The sequence below is a fragment of the Thermoactinomyces sp. CICC 10522 genome (assembly GCF_016055075.1).
Taxonomy (GTDB): Bacteria; Bacillota; Bacilli; order Thermoactinomycetales; family Thermoactinomycetaceae; genus Thermoactinomyces_A; species Thermoactinomyces_A daqus.
Genome location: NZ_JAECVY010000001.1, coordinates 500002 through 524043 on the forward strand (window position 1 = coordinate 500002; position 24042 = coordinate 524043).

Here is a 24042-nt window from a genome sequence, read left to right on the forward strand (position 1 = left end):
GTACCGCGGGAAACCTTCTCGTCCCTAAGTGGATGCAGAAGGTTTTTTTATTTTTCCCAATAAAGGAGTGAAGTTGAAGATGGCTGATTACAGCAAAACATTAAACCTTCCCAAAACAGATTTTCCCATGCGGGGAAATTTGCCGAAAAGAGAGCCGGAAGTGCAAAAATGGTGGGAAGAAATCGACATCTACGGCCAGGTTCTGGCCAAGAGAAAGGGAAATCCAAAATTTATCCTGCATGATGGCCCTCCTTACGCCAATGGCGACATTCACATCGGACACGCGCTGAATAAAACATTGAAAGATTTCATCGTTCGCTACAAATCGCTGAAGGGTTATTTCGCCCCTTATGTTCCAGGATGGGATACCCACGGTCTGCCGATTGAGCACGCCATTGTGTCGAAAAAGAAAGTGGACCGGAAAAATGTAGACCCGGTGCAATTCCGCGAGATGTGTAAAGATTATGCGCTTTCGTTTATAGAAAAGCAAAAAGCGCAATTCAAGCGGCTCGGTGTGCGCGGGGATTGGGATCATCCATATATCACCCTGCTTCCCGAGTATGAAGCAGCGCAGATTCGCGTATTTGGAAAAATGGTGGAGAAGGGGCATATTTACCGCGGGATGAAATCCGTTTATTGGTCCCCTTCGTCGGAAACTGCTCTGGCAGAGGCGGAAATCGAATATTACGACAAGCGCTCTGCATCGATTTATGTCACTTTCCCGGTGGAAAACGGCAATGGAGTTTTACCGGAACAAGATACCTATGTGGTGATCTGGACCACAACACCTTGGACGATTCCGGCCAATCTGGCAATCGCGCTCAATGAAGATTTCGATTACAGCCTTGTCCAGGCTGGTGAGCGCAAGCTGCTCATGGCCAAAGAGCTGGTCGATTCGGTTATGAAGACGGCGGAGATCGACAGTTATGAAACGATTGCCACCTACAAAGGAAAGGACCTGAACGGAGTGATTTGCCGCCATCCGTTCTATGACCGGAAAAGCCCGATCATCTTCGGTGACCATGTCACCCTCGATGCCGGGACAGGATGTGTGCATACGGCACCAGGCCATGGGGAAGAGGACTTCTATCTCGGGCAAAAGTATCAGTTGGGTGTCCTCTGCCCGGTCGACGGCAAGGGTAAAATGACTGCCGGAGCTCCCGGGTTTGAAGGGCTGTTTTACGAAGATGCCAACAAGGAAGTGACGAAAAAACTGGAAGAAGTCGGGTGTCTGCTCAAGCTCACCTTTATCACGCACCAATATCCGCATGACTGGCGCACGAAAAAACCGGTCATTTTCCGGGCCACAGAGCAATGGTTCGCTTCGATTGACGGCTTCCGCGATGAGATGCTGGAAGAAATCAAAAACGTAAAATGGACGCCGTCATGGGGTGAAATACGGATTCACAACATGATTGCCGACCGGGGAGACTGGTGTATTTCGCGTCAGCGCATCTGGGGAGTGCCGCTGCCGATCTTTTATTGCGAAGAATGCGGGCATCCGCACATCAACGGCGAGACGATCGATTTTATTGCCGACCTTTTTGCCAAGGAAGGCTCGTCCGCATGGTATGCCAAAGAAGTGCACGAGTTGATGCCGGCAAACCAAAGCTGTTCCGAATGCGGGAGCAACCGTTTCCGCAAAGAGACAGATACGATGGATGTTTGGTTTGACTCCGGCAGCAGCCATATCGCCGTACTGGAGCAAAGGGAGGAACTGGCCTGGCCGGCTGATCTGTATCTTGAAGGGTCTGACCAATACCGCGGCTGGTTTAACTCATCCCTCTCCACCTCGGTTGCCACGAAAGGGCAGGCTCCGTATAAAGGCGTTTTGAGCCACGGGTTTACGATGGACGGCGAAGGGCGCAAAATGTCCAAATCCCTTGGTAATGTGATCGAACCGGCCAAGGTGATTAATCAATACGGGGCGGATATCCTGCGCCTTTGGGTTGCTTCCTCCGATTATCAGGCGGATCAGCGTTTGTCTGATGGGATTTTAAAGCAAATCGCCGAGGTTTATCGCAAACTGCGGAATACCTTCCGCTTCCTGCTCGGAAACCTGAATGGGTTTGATCCGGCAAAAGATCGTGTGCCGCTGGCGGAGTTAACTGAATTGGATCGGTTTGCCCTGATCAAATTGAACCGTTTGGTCGGCCGTATCAATCAAGCGTACGACGATTACGATTTTCACCAGGTTTATTATGACATCCATCATTTCTGCAACGTCTTTTTAAGCCAATTCTATCTGGATGTCCTAAAAGACCGGCTATATGTTCTGCTGCCTGATTCTCCTGTTCGTCGGTCGGCGCAAACCGTCCTGTATGAAATGCTGGTTACCTTGAACAAAATGCTGAATCCGATCATTCCCCACACTTCCGAGGAAGTTTGGCGACATACTCCGGGCGTTGAGGAAATCAGCGTTCAGTTAACGGATTTCCCTGAAGTGGAAGTTTCTGTTTTCGATGATGAACTGGAACAAAAGTGGGATCAATTGCTGCATGTTCGCGATGTCGTCCTCAAATCGCTCGAAGAAGCGCGTGCAGCCAAATTGATCGGCAACTCCCTCGGGGCGTCGGTGGAACTGACTCCGTCGGAAAAAACGTATCAACTTCTTTCCAGTGTCGATGAGCTGGAACAGGTGTTCATCGTTTCCGACGTAAAATTGAATCCTCCGTCGCATGAGGTGACGGAAGAGCAGAAAGTGCACGTGATTGTCCGTGTGGCGGAAGGGGAAAAATGCGAACGCTGTTGGGTGGTTTCCCCGAGCGTCGGCAAGAACGAAGACCATCCGACCTTGTGTAACCGCTGCGCCTCAATTCTGCGAGAAGCCCATTTTGATGTCGAGATCAATTAAACAAAACAAAAGGCCTGGCGAATCAAAAACGCCAGGCTTTTTTTATGGGATCGCCGCCCAACCGTATTTCCGCGGCGATGTTTCTATTCGGTCAAAATGCGTTGATTTGGTTTCAGCCATTGCGAGGCGATGGTAAGAACGAGAATAATGGCCAGGTAAACAATGGTGTTGATCAGATTTTTGGGAGACAGCAGGACAAAAATCATAATGGCTGCCAGGACGATTACGGTGATGCCGGTGGTAAAAGGGAAGAAAGAGAGCCGAAAATCCGGCGTTCGTTCATATTTTCCCCGCAGTTTCAAATGGGAAAGACAGATGAGAATCCAAGTGAGTATCACAGTGTATCCGGGAATCCCCATCAGATACTGGAAGACGCTTTCGGGAGCGATGAAGGCCACCAGCGATCCCAAAAAGAGACAGACCGAGCTTGCCGCCAGGGCGTAGATGGGAACACCTCTTTTTCCCAAACGGGTAAAAAAGGCGGGTGCTTCTTTTTCGCCGGCCAGTGAATACAACATGCGGGTCGTCGCATACATCCCGGAATTGGCAGCGGATATGACCGCGGTCAGCAAAATGAAGTTCATGATGTTGGCTACTCCTTTTAAGCCGACGGCGGACAATACTTCGACAAACGGGCTTCCGCTGCTCTTTACCTGATCCCAGGGGATGAGGCCCGTAATGATCAGAAGGGGAAGCACGTAAAAGAGACAGATGCGCAAAATCACTCCTTTAATCACGCGGGGGAGCGTTTTTTTTGCGTCCTTCATTTCGGTGATGGTCAAGCCGATCATTTCCGTTCCGCCATAGGAGAAAATGACGATCAGCAATGAGGAAAGCACTCCTTGCCAACCCAATGGGAAAAAGCCGCCATGCACACGGTAGTTGGTCAGTCCGGGCGCCTGGGCCGACGGGATGATGCCAAACAGCAAAAGCGCCCCGAGGATGACAAATACGATTAAGGTAACGATTTTCACGCTGGTCAGCCAGTATTCGATTTCGCCAAACAAGCGGACGCTGAAAAGGTTGATCGCGATGATCACCAGCGTCACGATCAGACTGAGCAGCCAGACCGGGACGGAAAACCAATATTGCAAAAAGGTTCCGGCCGTAACGATCTCGACGGCCATCACCAACACCCATTGAATAAAATAAAGCCAGCCCAAAATAAAGGAAACACGAGTGCCAAACGCTTTATGAACAAGACCGCGCAAATCTGTTCCGGCAAATCCCAATGCCATTTCGGCCATGGCGCTCATGACGATATAGAGCAGGATACCGGCGAGCGCATAAGAAAAGATCACCCCGGGCCCGGCGGCAGAAATGGTTTCTGCACTTCCCTGAAAGATTCCTGCTCCGATCGCGCCTCCCAAGGCCATCATTTGTACGTGGCGCGGGAGCAGCTGTTTTTGTAAATGGTCGCTCATTTTTTCCCCCCCACTTTTTTCTTTATTACCCAAAAGCATAACAGCGCTGAAGTATTTTTGGAAGATGAACAAAAAAAGCAAATGAATTCGCAATAATATAATTAACGATTTTAATGCCTGTTCCCATTTACTTTTACCTGCTTTTGCACATGAAATGCGGGAAAGAGGACAGCCTAGGAAAATAAAGAGGTTTTGTTGAAATCCAGAGGAAGTTTGGAGGAAACGGGCATGAATGAAAGCCAGCTGCAACAGCTTAAAAGCCAGTTGATCAAAGAGAAGGAAGAAATTGTCCGGCGGTTGAGCCGGAATGACAATTATGGCATGGAAGTGTCGATGAACAATTCCGTCGGGGAATTGTCGGGCTATGATAACCATCCGGCCGACCTGGGGACAGAAATGTTTGAGCGCGGAAAGGACCTTGCGCTGAATGAAGCGGATGAACGCCATTTGCAGGATATTGAGGCTGCGCTGGAACGGATGGAAACGGGCCAATACGGCATTTGCAAGAAATGCGGCAGGGAGATTCCGTTTGAGCGCCTGGAGGCGGTTCCGGTCACGGAATATTGTGTGGAGCACAATCCGCAGCAACATTCCTCGATGCGCAGGCCGGTTGAAGAGAAAGTTCTTAACCGGATTCAGATGAACAACGATCACAGCGAATCCAACTTTTATGATGGGGAAGATGCTTGGCAGGAAGTGGAGCAATACGGAACGTCCAATCCCCCGGATTTTTTTGCCAGCGGCCGAAATTACAACGAATTGACAGTGGATCACGATGAACAGAGGGGATATATCGATCTGTTGGAAGGCTTTTCAATTACGGATCAGTCCGGCAATGACAGCGGCATCACCGAGATTACCCACAATCAGTCTTATGAGCAGAAGGACAAGGAAGAATCCTTGGAGGAAAGAGATGCAGACTTTACCGGATGACCGGATGCGAGGCTTCGCGTTGCCTTGTTTGACCAGGCTTGACTGTGCTACAATCGGAGAGAAATAATGTGGAGATGCTCTACTGTGGGAGACAGGAGGAAGGCATTTGAGATATTTGATAACGGCATTTTCCATTTTGTTATTGGATCAGTGGACGAAATGGTTGGTCGTTCACAACATGTCTTTATATGAATCGATCCCGGTGATTAACAATTTCTTCTATATTACTTCCCATCGCAATCGCGGCGCGGCATTTGGGATTCTTCAGAACAAGCAGTGGTTGTTTATTCTGATTACGGTCGTCGTGATTGCGTTTGTTCTCTACTATCTCTGGCAGCTGAAACATGACCGTCCGATGATGTCCTATGCCTTTTCCCTCATCTTGGGCGGAGCGTTTGGCAACCTGATCGATCGGGTGGAAAACGGGGAAGTCGTCGATTTTTTGCATTTCCAGTTCGGGTCTTATCAGTTTCCCATTTTTAACTGTGCCGATTCGGCTATTGTGGTGGGTGTGATTGTACTAGTGATTATCACCTTGATTAGTCCCGCGGCCCAGAACAACAATGAGTTGACCAAGGCGGGGGACTCATGATGACGGAACAAAGCGGGCAAATGGAACATTATGAATGGAACCTTCCGGATGAAGAAGCAGGTGAGCGTCTGGATAAATGGATTTCATCTTTGAATGAAGAATGGACACGAACCAGGGTACAGGGATGGATTGAGGAAGGACGGGTACGGGTCAATAATCGAACCCGCAAGGGAAATTACCGGCTTAAGGCGGGGGACAGAGTGGAATTGGATGTCCCGCCGGTGGCAGAACTGGAAGTCGCACCGGAAGCGATCCCGCTCGATATTCGCTACGAAGATCAGGACGTGATCGTCGTTAATAAGCCACGGGGAATGGTGGTGCATCCCGGTGCGGGAAATACTGCAGGCACACTGGTCAATGCCCTGCTTTACCATTGTAAGGGAGAGTTGTCCGGCATCGGAGGCGTGGCGAGACCGGGAATAGTGCACCGCATTGATAAAGATACTTCCGGTCTGATTATGGTCGCCAAAACCGATCTTGCGCATCAGTCATTGGTAGCCCAGTTGAAGGAGCATTCGGTGGAACGGGCTTATACGGCGATTGTTCACGGGGTGATCCCGCATGATCACGGAACGATTGATGCCCCGATCGGCAGAGATCCGGCGAACCGGCAACGGATGGCGGTTGTCCACCAAAACAGCAAACATGCGGTTACCCATTTTACCGTACGCCGGCGATTTCGCGATGCCAGTGTGGTCGAATGCCGTCTGGAAACGGGAAGAACCCATCAGATTCGGGTTCATATGAAGTATATCGGCTATCCGCTGATCGGCGATCCGGTCTACGGCCTGAAGAAAAATTCCTATGCCATCAGCGGGCAGGCTTTGCACGCGCGAATCATCGGTTTTACCCACCCTCGCACCGGCGAACGCATTCGTTTGGAAGCGGAGTTGCCCGAGGATATGCAAAAACTGCTCGAGCGCCTGGCCGCAAAATCGTAATAAGCATTGACAATTTCCATCTGCTGATGCATAATACTCCTTGAGCATATTGGACCTTTAAATCCAGTCCAGAGAGGCTGGCAAGGGCACGGAAGTGATATAGGATTTGCATGTCCGCGGGAGGAGTATGCCCGCGGGTTGGTTACGCTTCTTGTCTGCCCTTGGACAAGAAGTTTTTTTATGGCCGTAAAAAGATGGGAAAAGGGAGGAGCAGGGCATCCGATGAGCAAAGAGAAAATCATTTTGGATGAGGCAGCGATTCGCCGGGCGTTGACCCGGATCGCTCACGAAATTTTGGAGCGAAACAAAGGCGTCGATGATTGCCTCCTGGTCGGGATCAAAACCAGAGGCGTCTTTCTGGCCAAGCGGCTGAGGGAACGCATTTACAGCATCGAAGGAAAAAAAGTTCCGATCGGGGATCTGGATATTACCCTTTACCGGGATGACCTGACGGAGAAGTATGAACATCCGGAAGTGAAGAAAACCGATGTTCCGGATATTAAAGGAAAAAAAGTGATTTTGGTTGATGATGTTCTCTATACAGGCCGAACGGTACGGGCGGCAATGGATGCTCTGGTCGACCTGGGACGGCCGCAGATGATTCAGTTGGCTGTTCTGATCGACAGAGGGCATCGCGAGCTGCCGATTCGTCCGGATTATGTGGGAAAAAACGTCCCCACTTCCAAAAGCGAAATGGTATCGGTTTTTCTTACTGAGGTCGATGAAGGAGAAGATCGCGTCAGCCTGCAAACAAAATAAGAGTTTTCCCTTTTAAGGCGGTCCCGTGAGGCCGGCAAAGGGAACGCGGAATCGTGCTGCGCATGAACGGTGTATCTATCCTGCGTCTCTTTGCCATACGGGTAAAGAGACTTTTTTTATATCAAAAAAAGGGGTGAATGTGAATGAATCGTTTGATTGAAATGGATGTGCATGAAAGGCCGAAATGGCATCGCTGGCTGTTCCTCAGTTTCCAACACTTGTTTGCCATGTTCGGCTCCACGGTGCTGGTTCCGATCCTGACCGGATTAAGCCCGTCCGTGGCCCTGATGTCCAGCGGAATCGGGACCTTGGCTTATCTGATCGTCACCAAAGGCAGAATTCCGGCATATCTCGGATCCTCCTTCGCCTTTATTGTTCCCATTATCTCTGTGTCACAAGGAGGAAAATATCTGGGCAATGCCCTGTTCGGGTGTTTTGTTGTCGGGTTGATGTACGGTGTGGTGGCGCTGATTGTTTACCGGTTCGGGGTGAAATGGCTGGATTCGCTTTTGCCGCCGGTCGTGATCGGGTCAGTCGTAATCGTGATCGGGCTGGCGTTGGCCGGAACAGCCGTCGATATGGCCAGCAAAAAAGATGTGGTCGAAGCCCTGCCGCATACAGCAGCCGGGTGGCAACACTTGGACGGAACGATTAAAAGCATCGATTCGGCAAAAGGTACGGTAACGGTGCATGTGTACTCGCTGAAAAACTTTTCTGTCGCCTTGGCCACACTGGCCATCGCCATAATCGCCAGCCTGTTTTTCCGCGGATTTTTCAGCATCATCCCCATTCTGATCGGAATTTGCGGGGGGTACCTGGTGGCGCTGGCAGCGGGCATGGTCGATTTTTCACCGGTTCATGAGGCCAAATGGTTTCAGCTTCCCCATGTCGTCTCCCCCTCGTTCTCCTGGCATGCGGCCCTGGTTATGCTGCCGGTCACACTGGTTGTCCTGGCAGAGCACATCGGACATCTGCTGGTGCAGGGAGAGTTGATGGGAAGGGATTTGACAAAAAACCCCGGGTTGCATCGTTCCCTTCTGGGAGATGGCCTGGCGACCTGCATCGCATCCCTGATCGGCGGACCGCCGGCGACCACGTACGGGGAAAATATCGGGGTCATGGCCATCACGCGCATTTTCAGCGTGTGGGTGATCGGAGGGGCAGCGGTGCTGGCGATCAGCTTCGGATTCATCGGCAAATTTGCGGCCCTGATCCAAACGATTCCGACTCCGGTCATGGGCGGTGTCTCCATCCTTCTGTTCGGGATTATCGCTTCGGCCGGTTTGCGCATGCTGATCGAACACAAAATTGATTTCAGCGACCGGCGCAATCTGGTGATCGCTGCTGTCATCATGGTGATCGGCGTGGGTGGAGCCTTGCTCCGCTTCAGCGGCATCCATCTGGAATTGGAAGGAATGGCTTTGTCCACCGTGATCGGCATCCTGTTGAATCTGGTTTTGCCCAAGCGGGCAAAGGAAGAGAAGACTGTGGCGGAAGCCGCCTGACAATGGAGGATAAACAATGAGAGCACCGATGACCCGTTCACCGTTTCGTCATTTGATGGATACGAGCGAACTGACAAAAGAGGAGATCAGACGGATTCTGGAGCGGGCCCATTTTTGGGAGGAACATCAGGCCAGCGGATTGGCTCCTTTCACGGGCAGATTTGCTGCCAACCTGTTCTTTGAACCGAGTACCCGCACCCGCTTTTCCTTTGAAGTAGCGGAAAAGAGATTGGGGATGCAAGTAGTCAACTTCACCCCGGATGTTTCAAGCAGCACCAAAGGAGAGTCCCTGTTTGACACGGTGAAAACCCTGGTTTCGATCGGAGTGGAAGTAGCCGTGATTCGCCTGACGGACGAGCAGGAATTGCTCTTTCTGATCAAACAGAACCCCGGCTGTGCGATTATCAATGCAGGGGCAGGCAGTTTTGCACATCCCAGCCAGTCCTTGCTCGATCTTTACACTCTGGTCAAGCATTTCGGGGATCTTACCGGCAAAAGAGTGGCAGTGATCGGCGATATTGCCCACAGCCGTGTGGTGCGTTCCAATCTCTGGACCCTGAAGCAATTCGGTGCGGAGATGATTGTGAGCGGGCCGGAGGAAATGCGCGATCCCGAGGTGGAGCGGATCGCCCCGTATGTTTCGTTTGAAGAAGCATTGAGAACGGCGGATGTCGTGATGTTGCTCCGGGTTCAGCTGGAGAGGCATCAAGGGAAGCTTTTTTCCTCGCGGGAAGAGTATCACCGCCGTTACGGGCTTTCCGCCGAGCGGCTCAAGATCATGAAACCGGAAGCGATCATCATGCATCCGGCTCCGGTTAACCGGGGTGTGGAAATTGCCGATGAGCTGGTGGAGCATCCCCGCTCGAAAATATTTGAACAGATGAAAAACGGCGTTTGGATTCGGATGGCGATCTTGGAACGAGCATTGGGGGAATGGTAGGGAATGAAAACGATATTGAAAAATGGCCTGGTGTTCCGGTCCGTTTCCGAGGGATGGAGCAAACAGGATATCGTGATCGAAGGAAACTGGATTGTGCAAATGGTTGACAACGCACCCGAAGAAGAGGGGGCGCGGGTGATTGATGTCGGCGGCAAACGGGTGGTTCCGGGCCTCATCGATATGCATGTCCACTTGCGGGAACCGGGATTTGAACAAAAAGAGACGATCGAAACGGGAGCGAAGGCTGCGGCGAAAGGCGGCTTTACGACGATTGCTCCGATGCCGAACACCCGGCCGGTGACCGATTCGTCCGAAATCGTGCAGAAAGTGATCAACCGCGCCCGCGAAGTCGGTCTGGTACGCGTTTTGCCTTACGGTGCGATTACAGTGAGAGAATGCGGGCAACAGCTGACCGATATGAAAAGCCTGAAGCAAGCGGGAGTGATCGGGGTAACCGATGACGGTGTCGGGATCCAGTCGGCCGGGATGATGAAAGAGGCGATGCTGCTTGCCCATGAACTGGGACTGCCGGTCGTTGCCCACTGCGAAGATGACAGCCTGGCCAAAGGCGGGGTGATGCACGACGGTGAAGCAGCCAAACGGTTCGGATTAAAAGGGATTCCTTCCGAGGCGGAGTCGGTTCATGTGGCGCGGGACATTTTGCTGGCTGAGGAGATCGGCGTTCATTACCATGTGTGCCACATCAGTGCCGAACAATCCGTTCGTCTGGTGCGCGAAGCCAAAGCGCGGGGGCAGCGTGTGACGGCGGAAGTGACTCCCCACCATCTTCTCTTGTGCGATGAGGATATTCTGGCACCGGACGGGCGCTGGAAAATGAATCCCCCGCTTCGCTCGCGACGGGACAGGGAAGCGCTGATTGCCGGATTGAAAGACGGCACCATCGACATCATTGCCACGGATCATGCCCCGCACACCAGCGAAGAAAAAGCGCTGGGCATGGAAAAAGCCCCTTTCGGCATCGTCGGCCTGGAAACAGCTTTTCCCCTGCTTTACACCCACCTGGTGCTGAAGGATGGCATTCTCACCCTGGAGGAATTGATTGATAAAATGACCCGCAAACCAGCGAAAGTGTTCGGTCTTCCTTACGGTGAGATCGCTGAAGGGAAAGCGGCCGACCTGACGGTAATCGATCTGGAGACGGAACGGACGATTGAGCCGGAAACCTTTCTCTCCAAAGGGAAAAACACACCATTTGGAGGGTGGAATGTGAAAGGATGGCCGGTTTTGACGATCATGGACGGCCGGATCACATGGGAAGATGCAAAACCGGAATCCTTGACCGGACCGGGAAAATGGACGGAACAGAAGGAGGATCAGCGATGAAGGCAAGGTTGCTCTTGGAAGATGGAACGCTTTTCACGGGAACCTCATTTGGTGCGGAGGGAAAGAGGGTCGGTGAAATTGTGTTTAACACCAGCATGACCGGTTATCAGGAGATTTTGACTGATCCTTCTTACTGTGGGCAGATTATCACGATGACCTATCCCCTGATCGGGAATTACGGGATTTCACGTGACGATAATGAATCACTGCGCCCGTACGCCCATGGTTTGCTCGTGCGCGAATACGCTGAGTATGCCAGCAACTGGCGCAACGAATTGTCTCTGGGCACATTTTTAAAAGAATACGGATTGATCGGGATCGCCGGCATCGACACACGGATGCTGACCCGGAAAATTCGCCTCCGCGGAACGATGAAAGGCGTGATCACCACCGGGGACGAATCGCCGGAAGAGCTGAAGGAGGCTCTGTCTTCGCCGATGATGCGGGATCAGGTGGCACGCGTCAGTACGAAAAGCATTCATATCGCTCCCAATGTCGGCAAACGGGTGGTGCTGATCGATTTTGGAGCCAAACACAATATTGTGCGGGAATTGGTGGAGCGAAATTGCGAAGTGATCACAGTGCCTTACAATATCACAGCCGAGGAAATCCTGCGCTTCCGTCCGGATGGGGTGATGCTGTCCAATGGCCCCGGAAATCCGAAGAATGTGCCTGAGGGAATTCGCACGATTCAAAAACTGATGGGAAAAGTTCCTCTTTTTGGAATTTGTCTGGGGCATCAGCTGGTCGCCCTCGCCGCCGGAGCGGATACGGAGAAAATGAAGTTCGGGCATCGCGGCGGAAACCACCCGGTGAAAGAACTCTCAACCGGCCGTACGGTGATCACCGCGCAAAACCACGGGTTTGCCGTGACAGCAGACTCCGTTAAAAATACTGAGCTGGAGATTACGCATATTGCCTTGAACGATGGCACGGTGGAAGGGCTCCGGCACAAAACGCTGCCGGTCATCACCGTTCAGTATCATCCGGAATCGGCCCCGGGCCCGCTCGATTCGGGTTACCTGTTCGATCGCTTCCTTGAGATGATGGAGTCTTTTGCACGGAAGGGAGAGACGATGAATGCCTAAAGATTCGACATTGAAGAAAATTTTGGTGATCGGTTCCGGGCCGATTGTAATCGGGCAGGCGGCCGAATTTGATTATGCGGGCACACAAGCCTGCCAGGCTCTGAAAGAGGAAGGACTTGAAGTGGTTCTGGTCAACAGCAACCCGGCCACGATCATGACCGACACCAACATGGCAGACCGCGTCTATATTGAACCGCTGACCGCCGAATTTATTACGCAGGTGATTCGCAAGGAACGCCCGGACGGACTGCTTCCCACCCTTGGCGGGCAAACGGGCTTAAACCTGGCGGTGGAACTGGCGAAACAAGGGGTTCTTGAACGGGAAGGAGTACGACTGCTGGGAACGGATCTCCATGCCATCACCTGTGCGGAGGACCGGGATTTGTTCCGTAAACTGATGAAGGAACTGGATGAACCGGTGCCGGAGAGCGCAATTGTTCACACGGTCGAGGAGGCGTCAGCGTTTGCCGATGAAGCCGGTTATCCGGTCATCGTGCGCCCTGCTTACACGCTGGGCGGTACGGGGGGCGGAATCGCCAGGGACAAAAATGAATTGCAAGAGATTGTTGAAAACGGGCTGCGCTACAGTCCGATCACCCAATGCCTGATCGAGAAGAGCATCGCCGGATATAAAGAGATTGAATATGAAGTGATGCGCGATGCCGCCGATAACTGTATCGTCGTGTGCAACATGGAAAACTTCGACCCCGTGGGCGTTCACACCGGTGACAGCATAGTGTTTGCCCCGAGCCAAACCTTGTCCGATCGCGAGTATCATATGCTTCGCACCTCAGCGCTCAAAATCATACGGGCGCTCAACATTCAGGGCGGTTGCAACATCCAGTTTGCCCTCGACCCGCACAGTTTCCAATACTATGTGATTGAAGTGAATCCACGGGTGAGCCGTTCCAGCGCACTCGCTTCCAAAGCGACGGGGTATCCGATCGCCCGGATCGCGGCCAAAATCGCCGTCGGTTATACGCTGGATGAACTGAAAAATCCGGTAACGGGCCAAACGTATGCTTGCTTTGAGCCGACGCTCGATTATGTTGTCAGCAAAATTCCGCGCTGGCCCTTTGATAAATTTGTTTCCGCCAACCGCAAGCTGGGAACGCAGATGAAAGCGACCGGAGAAGTGATGGCCATCGGGCGCACTCTGGAAGAATCACTTCTGAAAGCCGTGCGTTCGCTGGAAATAGGTCTGCATCATATACAGGTGCCGGACAGCGGGAAAATTCCTGACGAAAAGCTGAGAGAGCGTTTGGTGACCGCGGATGATGAACGGCTTTTCCTCGTGGCCGAATGGTTCCGGCGCGGAGGAAGCCTGGAGGAAGCTCACGAGCTTTCCAAAATTGACCGCTTTTTCCTCCATAAAGTGAAGCGGATCATCGAGTTGGAAGAAACCTTGCAGCAAGCGGAGGAACTGACGCCGGAGCTGCTGCTTGCCGCCAAGAAAACGGGTTTCGCTGACCGGACGATCGGTCAGTTGCGCGGGATGCCGGAAAATGAAGTGCGTCAGTTGCGCAAGCAATGGGGGATTCAGCCAGTCTATAAAGTGGTGGATACCTGTGCGGCCGAGTTTGAAGCGGAAACGCCCTACTACTATTCCAGTTATGAACAGGAAGATGAAGTGGTTTCCGCCGGCAAGAAAAGCGTCATCGTCCTCGGTTCCGGCCCGATCCGCATCGGACAGGGTGTGGAATTTGACTATGCCACCGTCCATGCCGTCTGGGCGATCCGCAATGCCGGGTATGAAGCGGTTATTATCAATAATAACCCGGAAACAGTGTCCACCGATTTCAATACGTCTGACCGCCTTTACTTTGAACCGCTTTATAAAGAAGATGTGCTCAACATCATTGAAAAAGAGAAACCCTATGGAGTGGTCGTACAGTTCGGCGGACAAACAGCGCTCAATCTGGCGCGGGATCTGCGCGATGAGGGGATCAACATCCTGGGCACTTCCCTGGAAGAAATCGATCGTGCCGAAGACCGCAAGAAATTTGAACAGCTTTTGAGCAAAAACAATATCGCGCAACCGCCGGGATCGGCCGTCACCTCGGTCGAAGCTGCGGTGGAGACTGCCGCACACCTGGGCTATCCGGTGCTGGTGCGTCCCTCGTACGTACTGGGCGGACGGGCAATGGAAATTGTCTACAATGAATCGGAACTGCGCAGTTACATGAAGCTGGCGGTCAAGGTAAATCCGGAGCATCCTGTCCTGATCGACCGCTATCTGCTCGGCAAGGAACTGGAAGTGGACGCCATCAGTGATGGCAGCGATGTCCTGATTCCAGGCATCATGGAGCACATCGAGCGAGCCGGTGTCCATTCCGGGGATTCCATCGCCGTATACCCTCCGCAATCGATTACGCAAGAACAGAGGGAACAGCTGGTCACCATCACGGCTCAGATTGCCAAAGCATTAAACATCAAAGGGCTGATCAATATCCAATTCGTCCTGTACAAAGGGGAGATCTATGTGCTGGAAGTAAATCCGCGCGCTTCCCGGACGGTACCTTTTTTGAGCAAAGTGACCGGCATCCCGATGGCACAAGTGGCCACCAAAATCGCGTTGGGTCAATCGCTTAAAGAACAGGGATACAGCAGTGGCCTGTGGCAGGAGAGTCCGGAGGTGGCTGTCAAAGTGCCGGTTTTCTCCTTCGCCAAATTGCGCCGCGTCGATATCACGCTGGGCCCGGAAATGAAGTCCACAGGAGAAGTGATGGGGCGCGACCGCGATTATGCCCGGGCGGTCTACAAGGGGCTCCTGGCAGCGGGAATCGCCTTGCCGCGCTTTGGCACAGTCGTAGCCACGATCGGGGACAAAGAGAAGGAGGAAGCGATTCCGCTCATGCTCCGCTTCCATCAATTGGGGTATAAAATCGTCTCCACCAGCGGTACGGCAGACATGCTGGAAAAAGCGGGATTGCCGGTCGAACGCGTGCACAAATTGAAAGAAGGCTCTCCGAACATTCTCGATCTGATTCGCAACGGAAAAGCGGACCTGGTGGTAAACACCTGGACGCGCGGGCGAACACCGGAGCGCGACGGGTTCCGCATTCGCCGTGAGGCGGTCGAACACGGCATCGCCTGTCTCACTTCTTTGGATACAGTGGATGCGCTCCTCACGACGCTGGAGTCAATCCATCTCAATGCAGAACCGATCGGTGCGCCGCAAGTACCCGGAAAAAAAGCGGCAGAGGCACTGATGGTTTAAACCGATGGAGAAAAGAGGGTTGCGCCTGTGCGGACGACTGCGAACCCGCTTTTCATCTGAATTTTTCAAGGAGGGAGCAGCGTGCGGGCAGAAGAGCGGGTGATCATCGCACTGGATTATCCGGGTGCGAACGAAGCCGAACAATTGTTGCGAGCCTGGGCTTTTTCACAAAACAAACCGTTTATCAAAGTGGGTTATCAGCTTTTTTACGCTGTCGGGCCGGAATGGGTTGTGAAACGAAAACAGGAAGGATTTCCCGTCTTTCTCGATTTGAAATTGCATGATATCCCGAATACGGTTGCGAAAGGGATCGAATCTCTCAGCCGTTTCGGAGTTGATTTATTGACGATTCATGCTTGCGGCGGGCGCGCCATGCTGGAAGCGGCGAAGGAGGCTTGTGAGAAAGCGGGGGCCGGAACCCGGTTGTTGGCGGTGACGCAACTGACCAGCACCGACCGGAAAATGTTGAATGAGGAACTGGGCATTCCGGGCAGCGTTGAATCGAGTGTGATCCGCTATGCCCAATTGGCTTACCGGGCAGGGGTTGACGGTGTCATCTGTTCGGGGCGGGAAAGCGGAATGGTCAAACAGGCCACTTCGAATGATTTTCTCGCAGTAACCCCCGGAATCAGGCCTGCTCACGCTGAGGCTCAAGATCAAAAAAGAGTGTTGACTCCGGGTGAAGCGATTCAGTCGGGAGCCGATTATCTCGTCATCGGCCGTCCGATTACCCGGGCAACTGATCCGATTGCCGCGTTTGAAGCGATAGTCAAAGAGATAAAAGAAGTGTTGGAGGAGTGATAGAGATGGCATGGCTGGTGGAAGAAGCGATTGAACGGACAGGGGTTTTAAAGGAAGGGCACTTTCTGTTGTCATCCGGGCGCCACAGCGGGAAATATATGCAATGCGCCGCCCTGCTTCAGTATCCGCAAGATGCCGGGAAGGCCGGAGAAGCGATTGCCTCTCTGTTCAAGGGAGAGAAGATCGATGTCGTGGTCGGGCCGGCGCTCGGGGGCGTGATCATCGCCCATGAAGTGGCAAGGGCTTTGAACGTTCGCTGTCTGTTTGCCGAACGGAAAGACGGGAAAATGGAGCTGCGGCGCGGTTTTGCCATTCAGCCGGGTGAAAGGGTGTTGGTGGTGGAAGATGTCGTGACCACCGGCGGCTCGGTCAAGGAAGTGATTGAGTTGCTGCTTCCCCTTGGTGCCGTGATCGCAGGAGTGGGCGCCATCGTTGATCGCACCGGAGGGAAAAATCCCTTTGCTTACCCGTTCCGCGCGCTGACGAAGATTCACATTGAAAGCTATGAACCGGAAAACTGCCCTCTTTGTCAGCAAGGGTTGCCTGTGCACAAGCCAGGCAGCCGCACTGCGAAATGAGGAAGGGAGTCAGGGGACAGCCAGGATCGAAATACGGTCCCGGCTGTTTTTATTTGGGAGATGATGATTCCAAAAGGTGCGTTTCGATTTTGTTCTCGATTTTGGCGACAATCTGCCTGGCTCTGGAACTCCATTCCTCCCCGATTTTCGCGTCGTCTGTGGGCAAAGGTTCGCTGAACTGGTTAACGAGAGAACTGACAACTCCAATATCAGCAGACGGGTCGTTTTTGGTACGAAATTCATGCTTGATGACGAACGGTTTGCCCAGCCGAACGATGGCATCCTTTTCCTGCATTTCGCCTTTTACAACATATACGGGAATGCGCAAATAGTAGCGGTAACCCTGTTCATTTTCCCAATCAAGAGGATGGTCGAAATAACCGTGCTCGTAGGTCCAACCGCCTCCCAGAACGAACCCTTCCGGATAAAGCAAATCGGTCATCGTCCCGAAGCTGGTCTGAAATCCTTCAATTTTGCTTGAATCAATCGTGAGCATAATGTTGACTCCTTTGCAAGACAAAAACGGATTTACTCAGGTGAAATATTCCACGCAAGCATTTGGAAAATACCGTGCGATTTGTTCCCTCATGTGCTCTTCCAATTCTTTCATCTGCGTTTCCTGGTAAACATACTTCACTCTGCCATAGCGTCCCCATTTCTTTTTTCTTTTTTCTTCCTCCATCTCCAGTTTGGATTTGGGATACCGCTGTAAGATTATTTTCTTTGCGGTTTGTGTAAACCGGTGGGAAATCAGTTCAAATGTGAGCCCGTTTGTTTCGGGAAGTTCCTGGCTCAGCCTTTTTAACAATTGCGTGTATCCTTCTTTCCATCCGTCATAAAGAATCAATGGGGCGATGATAAATCCGAGCGGATAACCGGCCCGTGCCACTTTTCCGGCAGCTTCCACCCGTTCGTCAAAGGAAGCGGTGGCCGGCTCGAATTGGCGAATGACATAATCGGCATTGACGCTGAACCGAAACCGGGTATGCCCGTTGTGGGTTGCATCCAGCAAACTGTCCACGTTTGCGAATTTGGTGACAAAACGGAGCCTTCCCAGTTCCTGTTTTCCCATAAACTCAATCGTTTTTTTCAGCGATCCGGTTAGATGTTCAATCCCGACCGGGTCAGAGGTACATGCTGCTTCAAACCGTGTAATTTCAGGGGATCGTTCCTGTATATATTTGGCTGCCGCCTCGAAAATTTCTTCCAGATTAACGTAAACCCGGATATAGGGACGATTCCCCAGCGTTGTTTGCAGATAACAGTAGTGACAATGCCCCATACAACCGGTAGCCAATGGGATGGCATATTCCGCAGATGGCTTGGATGGTTCGAACTTCAGTGTTTTGCGCACCCCGACAACCAGCGTTTTTTTCGCGATCCGATACTTCTCCAGGTCATTTTTTCCGGGCAAGTTGGTAATGCGGTTGTGCGAAGTAGTCATCCGTACCGGAATATTTGAGTTTTTGAAACGGTTATACAGTTCTTGTCCCAATGGATACTCAAGCGCCTGGGGTTCAAAATAAATCAAATCGGGCTGAAATAATTTCATGTCATCCACCTCGACTTTAGTTTTTCCAGTCGAGGCGCTTCCTATGTTCAGAAGGGAAAGGGGACCGTGACGGAGGAAAGGGTGGTTTTGGGCATTTTTATGTTGAAAAGAAAATTGCTTGTATAGATTTTCCAATCTCATGGGTAAACTGGATTTTAGGATCAGAAGCGAAGGAGTGCAAATGATTGGATCAAGTTGTCTTGGCACGGGCTTTTTTCGGAACATCGCTCGCTTTTCATATTATTTATGCGACTTTGGGCATCGGGCTCTCTTTCATGGTATTTTTGAGTGAGCTTCTGCACAACTGGAGAAAAGACAGGGATTATGCACTGATGGCCAAACGCTGGACAAAGTCGATGGGGATTTTGCTTGGAGTGGCCATTCCCAGCGGAACGATCGTGGCCATACAGTTGTCTTTGTTATGGCCGGGTTTTATGAAAATCGTCGGTCAAGTCATATCGGTTCCGTTTGAGATTGAAATCTTTGCCTTTTTCCTCGAAGCATTAGCTTTATCCATCTATGTTTATGCCGCTGACCGCCTTTCTCCTTATATGCGTGTCATTGCCGTCTTTTTGGTGGCTGTGGGTGCGACGGCATCAGCTGTTCTCATCACATCCGCCAACACGTGGATGAATACCCCGGCAGGTTTTGACATGAAACCGGATGGAACGATTTATCATGTAAATCCGTGGAAGGCTTTCTTTAACCCCAGCTTTGTGGACACAGCCTATCATGTGGTGATCAGCGCTTTGATGACAGGGGCTTTTGCCGTGGTATCGGCCGCCGCTTACCGTCTGTTGAAAAGCGGCCGCGAAGAAGAAGCCATCCATCGCAAAGCTCTCATTTTGGGATTGGTAACAGCGTTTATCACTTCGTTCTTCACCATTTTTACCGGCCATGACTCCGCCCAAAACCTGCATCGGTATACACCGGAAAAACTGGCGGCGGCAGAGGGCCTGTTTGAAACGACAAAGTATGCCCCGATTGTCATCGGCGGTTTTGTCGATCAAAAGGAACAAACGGTTAAATACGGGATTGAAATTCCGTATTTTCTCAGCTTCCTCGCCGGAAACCGTTTTGATACGGAAGTGAAAGGCTTGAACGAATTTCCACGGGATACATGGCCGCCTGCTTATGTCCATACTTTGTTCAACGTGATGGTTGGAATCGGGATTCTGTTGTTTGTGGCCACAGCGTACAGCCTTTATTACTGGTGGAAAAAGGCTCGGGCCGGAAAGCCGTTTCCGCGCTGGTTATTGTGGGGATTGGCTTACAGCGGTCCGGTTTCCATGCTGGGAATTGAAGTGGGCTGGATCTTCAGTTGCAGCGGACGGCAGCCGTGGACGATTTACGGGTTTCAACGAACGACCGAAGCGGCGACCAAGGCGGGAAACCTGGGGGGTTTGTACATCCTGTTTTCCCTGGTTTATCTCATGTTAAGCGTGATGGTGGCAGTGGTGTTGATTTCCTATTTTAAGCGCAATCCGCTCAGAAAAGATCTGGATCTACTTAAACATGCAGGAGTGAAACCACATGGTTCAACCCATTGAACCCTCAATTGCAATCTTGCTGGTATGGTTGCTGTTGTATATTTACAGTATCGCCGGATCGGTTGATTTTGGGGCCAGCTTTTGGGCGATGGTTTACGCGGATAAAAATACACGGGCCGGGCGGATTGCCAATCGTTTTTTGTCACCCACCTGGGAAGTGACCAACACCGTTCTCGTGTTGCTGGTTGTCGCCTTCGTCGGCTTTTTTCCCAAAGCGGCGTATATTCTCGGTACGGTGTTGCTGGTTCCGATCAGCATCATTTTGCTCCTCATCGCCATTCGCAGCGCGTTTATGGTTTTTGCCTATTCGGTGGAGGGGTATCAAAAAGCGCTGCGCATTATTTCCGGATTGACGGGGCTTTTTGTCCCGGCACTTCTGATCAGCGCCCTTCCCGTGACAGAAGGAGGTTTTGTCAGGAGATTGGCGGACAGGGAAATCCTGCTGTTCGATAAATGGCTGTCCAGTCCTTCTGTCTATTTATACATGTTGTTCGGTCTGACATCGGAGTTATTTTTGTCCTCTCTGTTTTTGGCCGATTATTCCCGGGAATCGTCGGACGATGAGGCTTACCGCCTCTACCGGAAAATCGCGTTGATCTTCGGTCCGGTCACCATCCTTGTGGCAGTGCTGACTCTTTATTTTTCCAAGCCGGAAGCGCAGTGGCTATTATTGGGTTTAAGCAGGCAAAAAGAGTGGTTTGCCCTTTCGATCATCGCCTTTTTGATCGCTTATGTTTCCTTGTGGTGGAAGGATGGCAGGCCAAGGGTGGCAGTGGTGTTTGTGGCCATCCAATATGCATTGGCCACCTTCGCTTACGGCGTCGCACATCTTCCGTATATCGTTTACCCGTTCATGACCGTCAATGAAGCGTTTACCAATATTGACACGTTTTATTCGCTGTTGAAAGTCTTTGCAGTCGGTCTCGCTCTCCTGTTGCCCGGATTCCTTGTTTTTTGGAGATTTTTTCTGAAGGATAAGCGGTATTTGCAAAAAAGTTGAATCCCGCCGTTTCGCTTTCGTCAGTGAACAGGGGTTGTGTGAAAGCCGTATGCTCCCATGGAAAAAAACATATTCTAAGGGTGTCAGATGGCCATACATTGGCCCCTGGCTGATTTTGATGAATGAGGGGGATTTTGTTTGATGGGAATGAAGGATATTACAGAGAAAGTGTCAGCGAAGTTTGAAGGAGGCAGATTGGTTTTTTACCACAACCATGAGCCCATCGGATCAATGGATCTCGGAACCAAAGAGATTCAAATGAATGATGGTTATGATATGAAAAATAATCTCATTCTGGCCAGTGAAAAAAATACCAAACTGAAGGATCACTATACGGAAAATTGCGATGCCGGATGGTGCTGAGCCGCATCGCTTATTTTTTGGAAAAAGAAGAGCCCGGGTTCAAACCGGGACCATCATGAGGACAGATAAGATCAGGCTTTAATTTTCCCGTTTAAACAATGTTTTTTTAATTTCTCTTATCTGTTTAATATGCCTTTTCTCATGAGCGGCCGCCACCTCGATCCATTGGGACAGGGGAAGAAGGCCCAAAGGGGGGTAGACGGCGGCTTTGTGCGTCAGCGCATGAGGGTCCAGCTGTTCGTATGCCTCCCGTAGTTGCTCCCGCGATTTGCCCAGTTTTTTTTTCAGGGAATCGAGTGTTTGAAATTCTTCTTTTGGTTCCAGGTGGGATAAGAAGACCTTCACTTTTTTGGTCCGATCCAGTAACGGATCAAGCGGCTTTGTGGGGAAAGGGGTTTCGCTTTCTTCAAATAATCCGTGCTTTAACTGGGATGCGATCGCCCGTTCCACCAGATGGATGTGTTCGATTACCTGCGCGATGGACCATCCATCCTCAAACGGTTTGCGGTTTGCATCCTCATCACTGATCAAATCGATCTCATTCAACAATTCGTTTCGTACTTCGTCCAACCCCAACATGACGTTTCCTCCTCTCTTGACATTTATAATTCGGCGACATGGAACTTCATTCCTGCTTAACCTCTTGTTAGCAAAAGAAAACAAAATGATTTTAATATAAAACATTTTAAATACAATAGACAACAGTCGTGATGATCTTTTTTGGGCAGCAAAAAGCCCCCGCTTCGGGCTGGAAGCAGGGGGCAGAGGGAAGGGGATTTTTATTCTGGCTGGCGTTCGAGGATTTTTTTAATCTGTTCTTCTTCAGGAGTGACATAAAGCGTTTTTTGATTCTCATACGTGACAAAACCCGGACGGGCACCGGATGGTTTTTTCACATGCTTGATCAGGGTATAGTCAACAGGAACCCGGCTCGACTCCCGCCCTTTGCTGAAATAAGCGGCCAGCATCGCTGCTTCGAGAAGCGTTTGATCGGTTACCTGTTTGGAGCGGATCACCACATGAGAACCGGGAATCTCTTTGGTATGAAGCCAGGTGTCTGTCGAGGAGGCGAGCTGGTGGGTCAGATAATCGTTTTGTTTGTTGTTTTTTCCGACCAGAATCACGGTTCCATCCCCGCTTATTACCTTCAACGGGGCAGGGACATCCTTGCGCTTTCGCTCCCGCTTGTTTGACTGCCTTTTCAACCAACCCTGTTCAGCCAGTTCATCCCTGATCTGCTCCACTTCACGCAAACTGCAGTTTTCCAGCTGGACAAGCACCGATTCCAAATAGAGGTTTTCTTCTTTTGCTTTTTCAATTTGCTCTGTGTTCCATTTTTTGGCCGCTTTTAATTTATTGTACTTCTTGAAGTAGCGCTGCGCGTTTTCCGGGGGAGATAAAGTCGGATCGAGGGGAATCGTCACCTCGGGTGTTTCCGGATCGAAGTAGTTGATCGTTTTGACTTCGGTATCGCCGCGTTTAATCTGATAAAGCGAGGCGGTGACCAATTCGCCGAACATCCGGTATTGATCCGCTTTGTCCGCCTGATTGATCTCATTTTGCAAAATCTCGATTTTCTTGGTGTTTTTCTCGATTTCATTTTTTAATTTGCGCATCAAATCATGGGTTTGCTGGCGGATGCGGTCTCGCTGGGCTTTTCCGTAATAAAAGTGTTCCAGGCATTCGCTGATCGAGGGGAAGGATTGGATCTCGCCGTCAAGGTGAGAAAGCGGCCACACATAAAAATAACTTTTTTGCTTTGCCTTTATGATGACAGGGCGAAAATCGTGCTCCCTGGCGCGTTCCATATAGGAGCTGAACGTTTCCCAAAGTTGATCCCGGCTGCCGGGGCCGGTCTGCTCCACGATTTCTTTTGCCAGAAGGGGGCTGATTCCGGTGAAACGCGCGACGATCTGTTTGTCCAGCCGCCCGCCGTTGTAATCAAAGCCTGAGATAAATGTATTTTTATCTGCCGTCAGCGGATTTCGCTTTCCTTGTGACGGCGGCTCGAGATAAGGGACACCGGGATAGATCTGCCGATACTTGCTGATGGCGTGACTGACGCGGCGGATCCCGTCAAAAACGACATTTTTCTCCGGGTCGAGCAAAATAATGTTGCTGTGGCGCCCCATGATTTCCATCACCAGGCGCCGTTTTACCACATCTCCCAGTTCGTCGCGGGTGCGAAAATCGATTTGAATGATGCGCTCCATTCCAACCTGATGAATCGATTCAATAATTCCCCCCTCGGCGTGTTTGCGCAGGAGCATGCAAAACATCGGAGGTTCCGAAGGGTTATCTGCTTTTGCCTTTGTGAGCTGAACACGGGCAAAAGCAGGATGAGCCGATAGCAGCAACTGATGATTTTTTCCTTGGGAACGTATATGCAAGATGAGTTCCAGGTCAGCCGGCTGGTAAATTTTCGTGATGCGCCCGCCGCTTAATACCTGGTTTAACTCATGAACAACAGCGCGGGTAACAATTCCGTCAAACGACATCAGGATTCATCCTTTTCTCTGAAAGAGTCTTCTGTGAAAACGTGTTGCAAGCCAGGCGGTGCTGCCCTGCATGACACGAAGATGGCTCTATTCATTTTAC

General features: G+C 51.3%; 20 protein-coding genes and 1 other annotated feature (1 of these 21 only partly in view). Of the genes, 15 read left to right on the forward strand and 5 right to left on the reverse strand.

Going from position 1 to position 24042, the window contains the following annotated elements; genetic code table 11:
- Positions 1-29 (forward strand) — a binding site (T-box leader); it begins 200 nt to the left of the window's first position.
- Between the two features lie 50 nt (positions 30-79).
- Positions 80-2854: an isoleucine--tRNA ligase gene (ileS, locus tag I8U18_RS02620; RefSeq protein WP_198055658.1), complete on the forward strand. Its 2775-nt coding sequence runs from the start codon at positions 80-82 to the stop codon at positions 2852-2854.
- An 83-nt stretch (positions 2855-2937) separates the two neighbouring features.
- Here the strand turns inward: ileS and I8U18_RS02625 are convergent, their stop codons facing one another.
- Positions 2938-4278 (reverse strand): amino acid permease, encoded by a 1341-nt coding sequence (locus I8U18_RS02625; protein WP_198055659.1) that lies wholly within the window; start codon positions 4276-4278, stop codon positions 2938-2940.
- Between the two features lie 228 nt (positions 4279-4506).
- Here I8U18_RS02625 and I8U18_RS02630 point away from each other — a divergent pair, with 228 nt between their 5' ends.
- From I8U18_RS02630 to pyrE, 11 genes are all read left to right on the forward strand, one after another.
- Entirely contained in the window at positions 4507-5211 is a 705-nt protein-coding gene (locus I8U18_RS02630) for a TraR/DksA C4-type zinc finger protein (protein WP_033100310.1), read from the forward strand.
- Between the two features lie 106 nt (positions 5212-5317).
- Positions 5318-5803, forward strand: coding sequence for a signal peptidase II (gene lspA, locus I8U18_RS02635; protein WP_033100258.1), 486 nt, complete (start codon positions 5318-5320; stop codon positions 5801-5803).
- Positions 5804-5823: 20 nt separating this feature from the next.
- Positions 5824-6744 carry an RluA family pseudouridine synthase gene (locus I8U18_RS02640; protein WP_198064481.1) on the forward strand — a complete coding sequence of 307 codons (921 nt, stop codon included), beginning with the start codon at positions 5824-5826 and terminating at the stop codon, positions 6742-6744.
- A 222-nt stretch (positions 6745-6966) separates the two neighbouring features.
- Positions 6967-7503 carry a bifunctional pyr operon transcriptional regulator/uracil phosphoribosyltransferase PyrR gene (gene pyrR, locus I8U18_RS02645; protein WP_033100312.1) on the forward strand — a complete coding sequence of 179 codons (537 nt, stop codon included), beginning with the start codon at positions 6967-6969 and terminating at the stop codon, positions 7501-7503.
- A 143-nt stretch (positions 7504-7646) separates the two neighbouring features.
- Positions 7647-9008, forward strand: coding sequence for a uracil permease (uraA, locus tag I8U18_RS02650; protein ID WP_198059142.1), 1362 nt, complete (start codon positions 7647-7649; stop codon positions 9006-9008).
- Positions 9009-9024: 16 nt separating this feature from the next.
- The gene (locus I8U18_RS02655; protein ID WP_232330926.1) at positions 9025-9948 is read left to right on the forward strand and encodes an aspartate carbamoyltransferase catalytic subunit; all 924 of its coding nucleotides are present in this window, start codon (positions 9025-9027) and stop codon (positions 9946-9948) included.
- Positions 9949-9951: 3 nt separating this feature from the next.
- Entirely contained in the window at positions 9952-11292 is a 1341-nt protein-coding gene (locus tag I8U18_RS02660) for a dihydroorotase (protein ID WP_198064448.1), read from the forward strand.
- Complete coding sequence (gene carA / locus I8U18_RS02665) at positions 11289-12380, forward strand: glutamine-hydrolyzing carbamoyl-phosphate synthase small subunit (RefSeq protein WP_198064449.1); 1092 nt, start codon at positions 11289-11291, stop codon at positions 12378-12380. The genes I8U18_RS02660 and carA overlap by 4 nt, the downstream gene beginning before the upstream one ends.
- Positions 12373-15600: a carbamoyl-phosphate synthase large subunit gene (gene carB, locus I8U18_RS02670; RefSeq protein WP_198055662.1), complete on the forward strand. Its 3228-nt coding sequence runs from the start codon at positions 12373-12375 to the stop codon at positions 15598-15600. The genes carA and carB overlap by 8 nt, the downstream gene beginning before the upstream one ends.
- Positions 15601-15681: 81 nt before the next feature.
- A complete protein-coding gene (gene pyrF, locus I8U18_RS02675; protein ID WP_198064450.1) occupies positions 15682-16401 on the forward strand; it encodes an orotidine-5'-phosphate decarboxylase in 720 nt (239 codons plus the stop codon).
- 5 nt (positions 16402-16406) lie between these two features.
- Positions 16407-16979, forward strand: coding sequence for an orotate phosphoribosyltransferase (gene pyrE, locus I8U18_RS02680; protein ID WP_198055664.1), 573 nt, complete (start codon positions 16407-16409; stop codon positions 16977-16979).
- A 49-nt stretch (positions 16980-17028) separates the two neighbouring features.
- Here the strand turns inward: pyrE and I8U18_RS02685 are convergent, their stop codons facing one another.
- Positions 17029-17475 carry a YugN family protein gene (locus I8U18_RS02685; RefSeq protein ID WP_052154067.1) on the reverse strand — a complete coding sequence of 149 codons (447 nt, stop codon included), beginning with the start codon at positions 17473-17475 and terminating at the stop codon, positions 17029-17031.
- A 36-nt stretch (positions 17476-17511) separates the two neighbouring features.
- Positions 17512-18531 (reverse strand): spore photoproduct lyase, encoded by a 1020-nt coding sequence (gene splB, locus I8U18_RS02690; protein ID WP_033100263.1) that lies wholly within the window; start codon positions 18529-18531, stop codon positions 17512-17514.
- A 185-nt stretch (positions 18532-18716) separates the two neighbouring features.
- Here splB and I8U18_RS02695 point away from each other — a divergent pair, with 185 nt between their 5' ends.
- From I8U18_RS02695 to I8U18_RS02705, 3 genes are all read left to right on the forward strand, one after another.
- On the forward strand, positions 18717-20081 hold the full coding sequence (locus tag I8U18_RS02695) for a cytochrome ubiquinol oxidase subunit I (protein ID WP_198055667.1): 1365 nt from the start codon (positions 18717-18719) through the stop codon (positions 20079-20081).
- On the forward strand, positions 20065-21081 hold the full coding sequence (locus I8U18_RS02700; protein ID WP_198064451.1) for a cytochrome d ubiquinol oxidase subunit II: 1017 nt from the start codon (positions 20065-20067) through the stop codon (positions 21079-21081). Before I8U18_RS02695 ends, I8U18_RS02700 begins: the two co-directional genes overlap by 17 nt.
- Positions 21082-21222: 141 nt before the next feature.
- Positions 21223-21444 (forward strand): DUF2553 family protein, encoded by a 222-nt coding sequence (locus I8U18_RS02705; protein WP_033100266.1) that lies wholly within the window; start codon positions 21223-21225, stop codon positions 21442-21444.
- A gap of 78 nt (positions 21445-21522) precedes the next feature.
- Here the strand turns inward: I8U18_RS02705 and I8U18_RS02710 are convergent, their stop codons facing one another.
- On the reverse strand, positions 21523-22023 hold the full coding sequence (locus tag I8U18_RS02710) for a DinB family protein (RefSeq protein WP_198059138.1): 501 nt from the start codon (positions 22021-22023) through the stop codon (positions 21523-21525).
- A gap of 200 nt (positions 22024-22223) precedes the next feature.
- Complete coding sequence (locus I8U18_RS02715; protein WP_198064452.1) at positions 22224-23942, reverse strand: Rqc2 family fibronectin-binding protein; 1719 nt, start codon at positions 23940-23942, stop codon at positions 22224-22226.
- Between the last annotated feature and the right edge of the window lie 100 nt (positions 23943-24042).

What these genes read in the sequence shown, in the direction of transcription:
- I8U18_RS02710 (WP_198059138.1), bottom strand. Translation starts at nt 22,023, where the DNA reads ATGTTGGGGTTGGACGAAGTACGAAACGAATTGTTGAATGAGATCGAT.
- pyrR (WP_033100312.1), top strand. Translation starts at nt 6,967, where the DNA reads ATGAGCAAAGAGAAAATCATTTTGGATGAGGCAGCGATTCGCCGGGCG.
- I8U18_RS02625 (WP_198055659.1), bottom strand. Translation starts at nt 4,278, where the DNA reads ATGAGCGACCATTTACAAAAACAGCTGCTCCCGCGCCACGTACAAATG.
- pyrE (WP_198055664.1), top strand. Translation starts at nt 16,407, where the DNA reads ATGGCATGGCTGGTGGAAGAAGCGATTGAACGGACAGGGGTTTTAAAG.
- carA (WP_198064449.1), top strand. Translation starts at nt 11,289, where the DNA reads ATGAAGGCAAGGTTGCTCTTGGAAGATGGAACGCTTTTCACGGGAACC.
- I8U18_RS02640 (WP_198064481.1), top strand. Translation starts at nt 5,824, where the DNA reads ATGGAACATTATGAATGGAACCTTCCGGATGAAGAAGCAGGTGAGCGT.
- splB (WP_033100263.1), bottom strand. Translation starts at nt 18,531, where the DNA reads ATGAAATTATTTCAGCCCGATTTGATTTATTTTGAACCCCAGGCGCTT.
- I8U18_RS02705 (WP_033100266.1), top strand. Translation starts at nt 21,223, where the DNA reads ATGGGAATGAAGGATATTACAGAGAAAGTGTCAGCGAAGTTTGAAGGA.
- I8U18_RS02715 (WP_198064452.1), bottom strand. Translation starts at nt 23,942, where the DNA reads ATGTCGTTTGACGGAATTGTTACCCGCGCTGTTGTTCATGAGTTAAAC.
- I8U18_RS02660 (WP_198064448.1), top strand. Translation starts at nt 9,952, where the DNA reads ATGAAAACGATATTGAAAAATGGCCTGGTGTTCCGGTCCGTTTCCGAG.
- I8U18_RS02685 (WP_052154067.1), bottom strand. Translation starts at nt 17,475, where the DNA reads ATGCTCACGATTGATTCAAGCAAAATTGAAGGATTTCAGACCAGCTTC.
- I8U18_RS02630 (WP_033100310.1), top strand. Translation starts at nt 4,507, where the DNA reads ATGAATGAAAGCCAGCTGCAACAGCTTAAAAGCCAGTTGATCAAAGAG.
- I8U18_RS02655 (WP_232330926.1), top strand. Translation starts at nt 9,025, where the DNA reads ATGAGAGCACCGATGACCCGTTCACCGTTTCGTCATTTGATGGATACG.
- ileS (WP_198055658.1), top strand. Translation starts at nt 80, where the DNA reads ATGGCTGATTACAGCAAAACATTAAACCTTCCCAAAACAGATTTTCCC.
- uraA (WP_198059142.1), top strand. Translation starts at nt 7,647, where the DNA reads ATGAATCGTTTGATTGAAATGGATGTGCATGAAAGGCCGAAATGGCAT.
- I8U18_RS02700 (WP_198064451.1), top strand. Translation starts at nt 20,065, where the DNA reads ATGGTTCAACCCATTGAACCCTCAATTGCAATCTTGCTGGTATGGTTG.
- carB (WP_198055662.1), top strand. Translation starts at nt 12,373, where the DNA reads ATGCCTAAAGATTCGACATTGAAGAAAATTTTGGTGATCGGTTCCGGG.